Here is a 7,487-nt window from a genome sequence, read left to right as displayed (position 1 = left end):
CCTGCGCCCGAGGCTGCCCGGCGCACATGCGTCCGCGCCCGCAGCAGGCGCAGCGCATCCACGACGCCGCCGCCCAGCGCGGTCCGGCGCTGGCCCTTGCGCAGCCGCAGAGGCGATGAGGTGCGGCGAAGCAGCAGCTTCAATTGCCGCGGCGTAAGCTCCGGGCACAGACCGAGCAGCAGGGCGGCGGCTCCCGTCACATGCGAGGTCGCCATGGAGGTGCCGCTCATTTCCTTGTAGCCTTCCTTGGGCCAGCAGGAAGGCACATTCTCCCCCGGCCCGTATACATCAATATACGCGCCGCGGTTGCTGAAAGAGGCGACGCGGCGCTTGTGATCGATGGCGCCGACGGCGATCGTCTCGCTGTACCGGGCCGGATAGTCGCCCCCCCGCTTGCCGTCATTGCCCGACGAGGCGATAATCGGGATGCCGGCGCGGTAAGCCTTGACAACAACATCATGCAGCGCTTTGCTGCGGGTCTTCATTCCGAAGCTCATATTAATGAGGTCGATCCGGTTCTGGACGCACCAATCAATGCCGAGCACAATATCGGACACATAGGCGGAGCCAGTATGGTCGAAGGCTTTGACAGGGTAGATCAGGGAGCGCGGCGCCACGCCCATCATGCCCCGAGTGCCGCCCGCTGCGGCGAGCGTTCCGGCGATGTGCGTGCCGTGTCCGTTGTCGTCGAGCGGCAGAATGCCCCGGTGCAGCAGATTCACCCCGGAGGCGAGCGAAGCCTTGAGATCGGGATGGAGGAAATCCGCGCCGGTATCGATGACGCCGATTTTAATATGAACGCCGGTCGATCTCGACCACGCTTGGGGAGCGCGAATCGCCCTTACGCCCCAAGGCAGGTAATGCGAGCTCTTGCCCGTGGCGGGGGATGTGACGGGCGAATGGATCTGTATGCGCAAATCTTCTTCAATAGTGAGGGCTCCCGCATATTTATGCATCAGCTTCCCGGCGCCGGCGGCAGGCACCACAAAGGCCCGGATCAGCGGAGAAACCTTGACTTTACGCAATCCGGGCCGGCTGGGCTTCAAAGACTTCCACTGCGACAGCGCTCCGGCATACTGACGGGGATCGTGAAAAGTGACGATGCGGCGTTCTTCATCTGCGGGGGCGGTCGCTATTTCTTTAAGCACCGCTTGCCAAAATTCGTAAAAGTCCATGATTTACGCCATCCCCTCCTGTTGCCATGCTCCGATATTTTATGAGCAAGCGGAGGGGCCCGCATGGGAACTTGCCCTTTTTTGCCGAAATAGGCTGCCCTGCGTGTCAAAAGATTGCGGTGTACATAAAATATCGGGAGAGGCGAAAGCCCTCTTTGAAACAAACGCCGCCGGAGCCAATCCTGGGCGTGGATACAGTCAGGTGCGGAGGAGCTTCCTCCGCCTTTTTTCATACTGCCGCTATCCCTTCTGTCTGCGCCGAATAGACTTGCATTTTGTTCCCAAATAGGTTTTACTTAGGTTTGTCAAGCCATAGCGTGAACAATGCGTGAGAGGAAGTGTCCCTGAGAAGTGAGTACGCCACTTAATTTGAAGCTCGATCCTGAAAAAATCAAAGAGATGCCGATGGTAGACCTGGCTTTTCTGATTCTGAAGGCGGCCAATACGCCGTTCTATTACCGCGATCTGATGGCCGAGGTGGCCAAGCTGCGCGGAATGTCCGATGAACAAATCAATGATACGATCGCCCAGTTATATACCGAAATTAACATCGACGGGCGGTTTGCCTGTGTAGGGACCAATCTGTGGGGCCTCAAGCGCTGGTACCCGCTGGAACGCTCCGACGATCCCATCGCCAACTCCAAACGTCCGCGCATCATTAACGACGATGACGATGATCTGGAGGATGACGACTTTACCGAGGAGGAAGATGTCTACTCGAGCGACGAAGAGGACTTCGACGTGATCGACGAGGACCGCGACGACCTGTATTCCGACGATGACAGCGAGGATGAAGTCGATGAAGAGGTCGTGATGGATGATGAAGACCTGGAAGGCGAGGATCTGGACGATGAAGATTCCGATGAAGAGGCCGAAGAAGAAGGATCGAACGAGGAAGACGACGACAGATTTTAATAAGCTTCCGCTCCATAATTCTTCCTTGACATCAATAAAGCCGACAGAGTAAACTATTTGATGGGCTTATGGTGAAAGGAAATTCTATATTTCAAAAATAAAAAGTGCCCCGGTTCTACGGGTGTACTTTTTTGTTTTTTTAGATGGCATTTTGGTGCCGGAGAAACACCGTTTTTTTCAGCGATTCGGATTGCGGCGAGGGCTTTCCTGAAAGGACTCGGCGGCTTTTGAATTTCTTCGTTTTGACGGTCTGAAAACGGGTTACGATAACATCATACGTCGCCTGAATCACACGGATTTTATTTAGGAGGGTTATGCAGTGACAAAGTATATTTTTGTAACGGGTGGCGTGGTGTCCTCCCTGGGTAAAGGGATCACGGCCGCTTCGCTGGGCAGGCTGCTCAAAAACAGGGGTCTCAAGGTGACGATTCAAAAATTCGATCCGTACATTAATGTGGACCCGGGAACGATGAGTCCGTATCAGCACGGCGAGGTATTTGTTACAGATGACGGAGCGGAGACCGACCTCGACCTTGGACACTATGAGCGGTTCATTGACATCAACCTGTCAAAGAACAGCAACGTGACGACAGGTAAAGTCTACTCCTCGGTAATCAGCAAAGAACGGCGCGGCGAGTACCTGGGCGGGACGGTTCAGGTCATCCCCCACATTACGAACGAAATCAAGGAGCGGGTATTCCGCGCGGGCCGCGAGACCGGCTCGGATGTTGTCATCACGGAGATCGGCGGCACTGTCGGCGACATCGAGAGCCTGCCTTTCCTGGAGGCCATCCGCCAGATCAAGAGCGACATTGGTCGTGAAAATGTAATGTACATCCACGTAACCCTCATTCCTTATATCAAGGCCGCGGGCGAAGTGAAGACGAAGCCGACCCAGCACAGCGTCAAGGAACTGCGGAGCATCGGGATTCAGCCGAATGTGATTGTCTGCCGTACGGAATATGAGCTTTCTGCGGACATGAAGGCCAAGATTGCGCTGTTCTGCGACATCGACGCGAATGCGGTTGTGGAATGCCGCGACGCTTCGACGCTGTATGAGGTTCCGCTTAATCTGCGCGACGAAGGACTCGACGAGATTGTCGTCAACCATCTGAAGCTGACTACACCGGCGCCGGATATGCGCGAATGGGAAGCCCTGCTTGCTCGCATCAACAAGCTGGAGCGCAATGTGGAGATTGCGATTGTCGGCAAATACGTGGCGCTGCACGACGCTTACCTTAGCGTGGTGGAGTCTCTCTCCCATGCGGGCTTCGACGCCAATGCCGAAGTCAGTATCCGCTGGGTGAACGCCGAGGAAATCACGGATGAGAATGTGGGCGAGATCCTGCGCGGCGTCGGGGGAATTCTTGTTCCCGGCGGCTTCGGCGACCGGGGCATTGAAGGCAAAATCTCCGCGATTCGCTATGCCCGCGAGCAGGGGGTTCCGTTCTTCGGCATTTGCCTTGGAATGCAGGTATCCGTTATTGAATACGGCCGCTCCATTCTGGGACTTGCGGGAGCCAACAGCTCGGAAATCGACCCGGCGACGCCGCATCCTGTAATCGACCTGCTGCCCGAGCAGAAGGATATCGAGGATCTTGGGGGCACCATGCGTCTGGGTCTTTATCCCTGCAAGCTACAGCCGAATTCCCTGGCTATTTCCTGTTACGGGGAAGAGTTGGTATACGAACGTCACCGCCACCGGTACGAGTTCAACAATTCCTACCGCGATCAAATTGAAAAAGCCGGCCTGCTGATTTCCGGGACTTCCCCGGACGGACGTCTGGTCGAAATCGTTGAGCTTCCGGGACATCCCTGGTTCCTGGCGGTACAGTTCCATCCGGAGTTTACCTCCCGCCCGAACCGTCCGCAGCCGCTGTTCCGCGAATTTATCAAGGCTTCGCTCACTCATGCGGAGCAATTATAAGAAGCGGCTTAAGCTTTCCTTTTCCGGATCTCCGGCTAAGCAGCAGAGCCTCCCTTTACGGGAGGCTCTTTGAATTTTTGACGAACATTTCAAGGTTTTCCTCCCCGAAAAGTAGACAAGAGTCCTTAAGACACACTCTGTTTTCCGGGACAGGCTTTGCAGGTCTGCTCTTTTGCTGCGCTCGGCAACCTGCATTGGTACTGTTTTGGGCTGAATAATTACGCATTTTTACCAGTTAGCAGGATTTTGGCGGTCAAGCACGAATTATAGTTCTTCGTAACGGATTTTTGAGAAGGACCGTCGGAGCGGTGTGGGAATCTGCGTTATACTCAGGGAGGGTTAGGAATGGAGAAAAAGAAAGTATTAATTGTCGATGACCAGAATGGGATTCGAATCCTGCTTATGGAGGTTTTTAATAGCGAGGGATACACGACTTTGCAGGCAGCTAACGGAAAAGCGGCTTTAGACATCGTACGCAGCGACTGCCCCGACCTGGTTCTGCTCGACATGAAAATCCCGGGAATGGACGGACTGGAAATTCTGAAGCACATCAAGGAAATCAATTCGGCAGTCAAGGTCATCATGATGACGGCTTACGGCGAGCTGGACATGATCAAGGAGGCGACGAAGCTGGGAGCGCTTATGCATTTCACCAAGCCTTTCGATATTGATGAAATGCGGGTGGCGGTCAATATGCATTTGCGCACCGGGTCTATCGACCAATGCAGTTAAAGTGGGGACTCTGCGGTGAGCGGAGTCCCTTTTTAGGGGGAGCGCCGTTACTCAAGGCCCGGGTCGCGGAGCGAGCGGCGGCATGTATGCAAGAGGGCGGCAAAGGGGAATAAAAAGGATGATGGAAGCGTAATATTAGGGGGTTGGATAAATTTCGTCCCACCGGGACATTTTTTTGTATACCCTATTTAGTATTTGAGACAGGTTGTGCTATAATAGGCCTGTATGTGATGTCGGCTTCATTTACAATAGCTAGAAACTATCTTTAGGAGGATGAATTATGCCATTGGTATCGATGACAGACATTTTGAACAAAGCTCTTGCAGGAAAATATGCGGTTGGTCAGTACAACATCAACAACCTCGAATGGACCCAAGCGATTTTGGCTGCGGCTGAAGAAGAGAAAGCTCCGGTAATTCTTGGCGTGTCCGAAGGCGCAGCGCGTCATATGGGCGGCTTTAACACCGTGGTGAAGATGGTAGAAGGCCTGATTCAAGATATGAAGATCTCTATCCCGGTAACGATTCACCTCGACCATGGTTCGAGCTTCGATAAGTGTAAAGAAGCCATTGACGCCGGATTTACTTCCGTTATGATTGATGGCTCCCACCATCCGATTGAAGAAAATATCGAAATGACCAAGAAGGTCGTTGAGTACGCTCATTCCAAAGGCGCTTCCGTGGAAGCTGAAGTCGGTACGGTCGGCGGACAGGAAGACGACGTTATTGGCGGCATTATGTACGCCAAACTGGATGAGTGTGTAGCTATCGTAAAAGAAACCGGCGTTGATGCCCTGGCTCCGGCGCTTGGTTCCGTACATGGACCTTACCTCGGCGAGCCTAACCTTGGATTCAAGGAAATGGAAGAAGTTCGCGACGCGGTTAAGATTCCGCTCGTTCTTCATGGCGGTACAGGCATTCCAAAGCATGACATTGACAAAGCGATTTCCCTGGGAACTTCCAAAATCAACGTAAACACCGAGAACCAAATCGCTTTCGCCAAGGTTGTCCGCGAAGTGCTGGCAGCTAAACCGGAAGCCTATGATCCTCGTACATTTATCGCACCGGGCCGTGAAGCCATCAAACAAACGGTTATCGGTAAAATCCGTGAATTCGGTACTAGCAACAAAGCTTAGTCGTATTGCACTTGGGCAAGTCTGCCTGATGCTGTTATAATGAACTGAATAGCTTGATATGGAGAGCACACCGCTTAGCCGGTGTCTTTCCATTTAAATACAGAAATCTGTACTTTTACCCTTTCGGTTTAATCCGGTATGGCGGACAGCGGAGCTGTGATGCAGGCGGCTCTGCCGTGTCCTCCTGCCATTATTCAACATGTCGCAGTTCGTATTGCCGAAAGCAACTGCAATACATCTAGGGGGAACCAGATAATCGATGGAAAAATTAATGATTGGCGGTGGGCGTCCGCTGCGAGGCATGGTGACGATCAGCGGTGCGAAGAACAGTGCGATTGCGCTCATTCCTGCGGCGATTTTGGCTGAATCGGAAGTTATTCTGGATAATTTGCCCTCCCTTAGCGATGTAGCCGTCTATTCTGAAATTTTGCAAGAGCTTGGCGCCGATGTATCCTGGTCGGGCAGCCAGATGCGAATCGATCCTTCGCGGATCGTATCCATTCCTATGCCGAACGGCCCAGTCAAGAAGCTGCGGGCTTCTTATTACATGATGGGGGCGCTCCTCGGACGCTTCAAAGAAGCGACCATCGGGCTTCCCGGAGGCTGCAATTTTGAGCCAAGACCTATCGACCAGCACATTAAAGGATTCGAGGCGCTCGGCGCGACCGTTTCCAACGAACATGGCGCCATTCATTTATATGCCAAAGAGCTGCGCGGCGCAAAGATATATCTGGATGTATCGAGCGTAGGCGCGACTATTAATATTATGCTGGCGGCTTCCCGGGCCAAAGGCTCTACCATTATCGAAAACGCGGCTAAAGAGCCTGAGATTATAGATGTAGCCACTTTACTCAATTCCATGGGCGCCGTCATTAAGGGCGCCGGAACCGAAACCATCCGGATCGAAGGCGTGGCGGAAATGCACGGCTGCCGCCATTCCATCATTCCCGACCGGATTCAGGCGGGTACCTACATGATCGCTGCGGCGGCCACTCGCGGCGATGTGTTAATAGACAATGTGATTCCCAAGCATCTGGAAGCGCTGACGGCCAAGCTGCTGGAAATGGGCGTTGAAGTGGAGGAACTGGATGAGAGCATCCGGGTCATCGGCCGGATGGCTTACGAGCCGGCCGATGTCAAGGCGCTTATCTATCCGGGGTTCGCCACCGATCTCCAGTCGCCGATGACCAGTATGCTGACGCAGGCGAAAGGCGTAAGCGTACTCAGCGACTTCGTCTACAGCAACCGCTTCAAGCATGTCCCGGAGCTGCTGCGCATGGGGGCGAAGATACGCGTAGAAGGAAGATCGGCCATTATTGAAGGCTGCAAGCTGAATGCGGCCAAAGTCAGAGCGGCGGATCTTAGAGCCGGTGCCGCGCTGGTTATCGCCGGGCTCACCGTAGAAGACGGCATAACGGAAGTGACCGGCGTCGAGTATATCGACCGCGGTTATGACAATCTGGTATCCAACCTCCGTCAACTGGGTGCCGAAGTTTGGCGGGAGAAAGAGTAACCCTCAAGAGCTTTTATACCTGAAGCGGAACGCATGGCGTTCGGCCAGTAGCCAAAGATACCGTTACGGTTATTGGCGGGGGGCCCTGCC

At 53.9% G+C, this 7,487-nt stretch carries 6 protein-coding genes; 5 read left to right on the top strand and 1 reads right to left on the bottom strand.

Annotation, left to right across the window (positions count from 1 at the left end):
* Positions 1-1,175 (bottom strand): S8 family peptidase (locus L692_RS0107845; RefSeq protein ID WP_025698721.1); only part of this gene is annotated, 1,175 nt, incomplete at its 3' end.
* Between the two features lie 351 nt (positions 1,176-1,526).
* Here L692_RS0107845 and rpoE point away from each other — a divergent pair.
* The 5 genes from rpoE to L692_RS0107820 all read left to right on the top strand — a co-directional run bounded on the left by rpoE (position 1,527) and on the right by L692_RS0107820 (position 7,397).
* Positions 1,527-2,090, top strand: coding sequence for a DNA-directed RNA polymerase subunit delta (gene rpoE / locus L692_RS0107840; protein ID WP_025698718.1), 564 nt, complete (start codon positions 1,527-1,529; stop codon positions 2,088-2,090).
* Between the two features lie 319 nt (positions 2,091-2,409).
* Positions 2,410-4,017 (top strand): CTP synthase, encoded by a 1,608-nt coding sequence (locus L692_RS0107835; protein WP_025698716.1) that lies wholly within the window; start codon positions 2,410-2,412, stop codon positions 4,015-4,017.
* A 345-nt stretch (positions 4,018-4,362) separates the two neighbouring features.
* On the top strand, positions 4,363-4,749 hold the full coding sequence (locus L692_RS0107830) for a response regulator (RefSeq protein WP_025698714.1): 387 nt from the start codon (positions 4,363-4,365) through the stop codon (positions 4,747-4,749).
* 280 nt (positions 4,750-5,029) lie between these two features.
* Entirely contained in the window at positions 5,030-5,884 is an 855-nt protein-coding gene (gene fba, locus L692_RS0107825; protein ID WP_025698712.1) for a class II fructose-1,6-bisphosphate aldolase, read from the top strand.
* A 259-nt stretch (positions 5,885-6,143) separates the two neighbouring features.
* Complete coding sequence (locus L692_RS0107820; RefSeq protein ID WP_025698709.1) at positions 6,144-7,397, top strand: UDP-N-acetylglucosamine 1-carboxyvinyltransferase; 1,254 nt, start codon at positions 6,144-6,146, stop codon at positions 7,395-7,397.
* Positions 7,398-7,487: the final 90 nt, after the last annotated feature.

Origin of the sequence: Paenibacillus forsythiae T98 (genome assembly GCF_000520735.1) — a bacterium.
GTDB lineage: Bacteria > Bacillota > Bacilli > Paenibacillales > Paenibacillaceae > Paenibacillus_AQ > Paenibacillus_AQ forsythiae.
The sequence above is the reverse complement of the archived record's forward strand: the minus strand, read 5'-3'. Positions and strand labels throughout refer to the sequence as shown.

Coding starts and splice junctions, on each gene's coding strand:
- L692_RS0107820 (WP_025698709.1), top strand. CDS start 6,144: ATGGAAAAATTAATGATTGGCGGTGGGCGTCCGCTGCGAGGCATGGTG.
- fba (WP_025698712.1), top strand. CDS start 5,030: ATGCCATTGGTATCGATGACAGACATTTTGAACAAAGCTCTTGCAGGA.
- L692_RS0107830 (WP_025698714.1), top strand. CDS start 4,363: ATGGAGAAAAAGAAAGTATTAATTGTCGATGACCAGAATGGGATTCGA.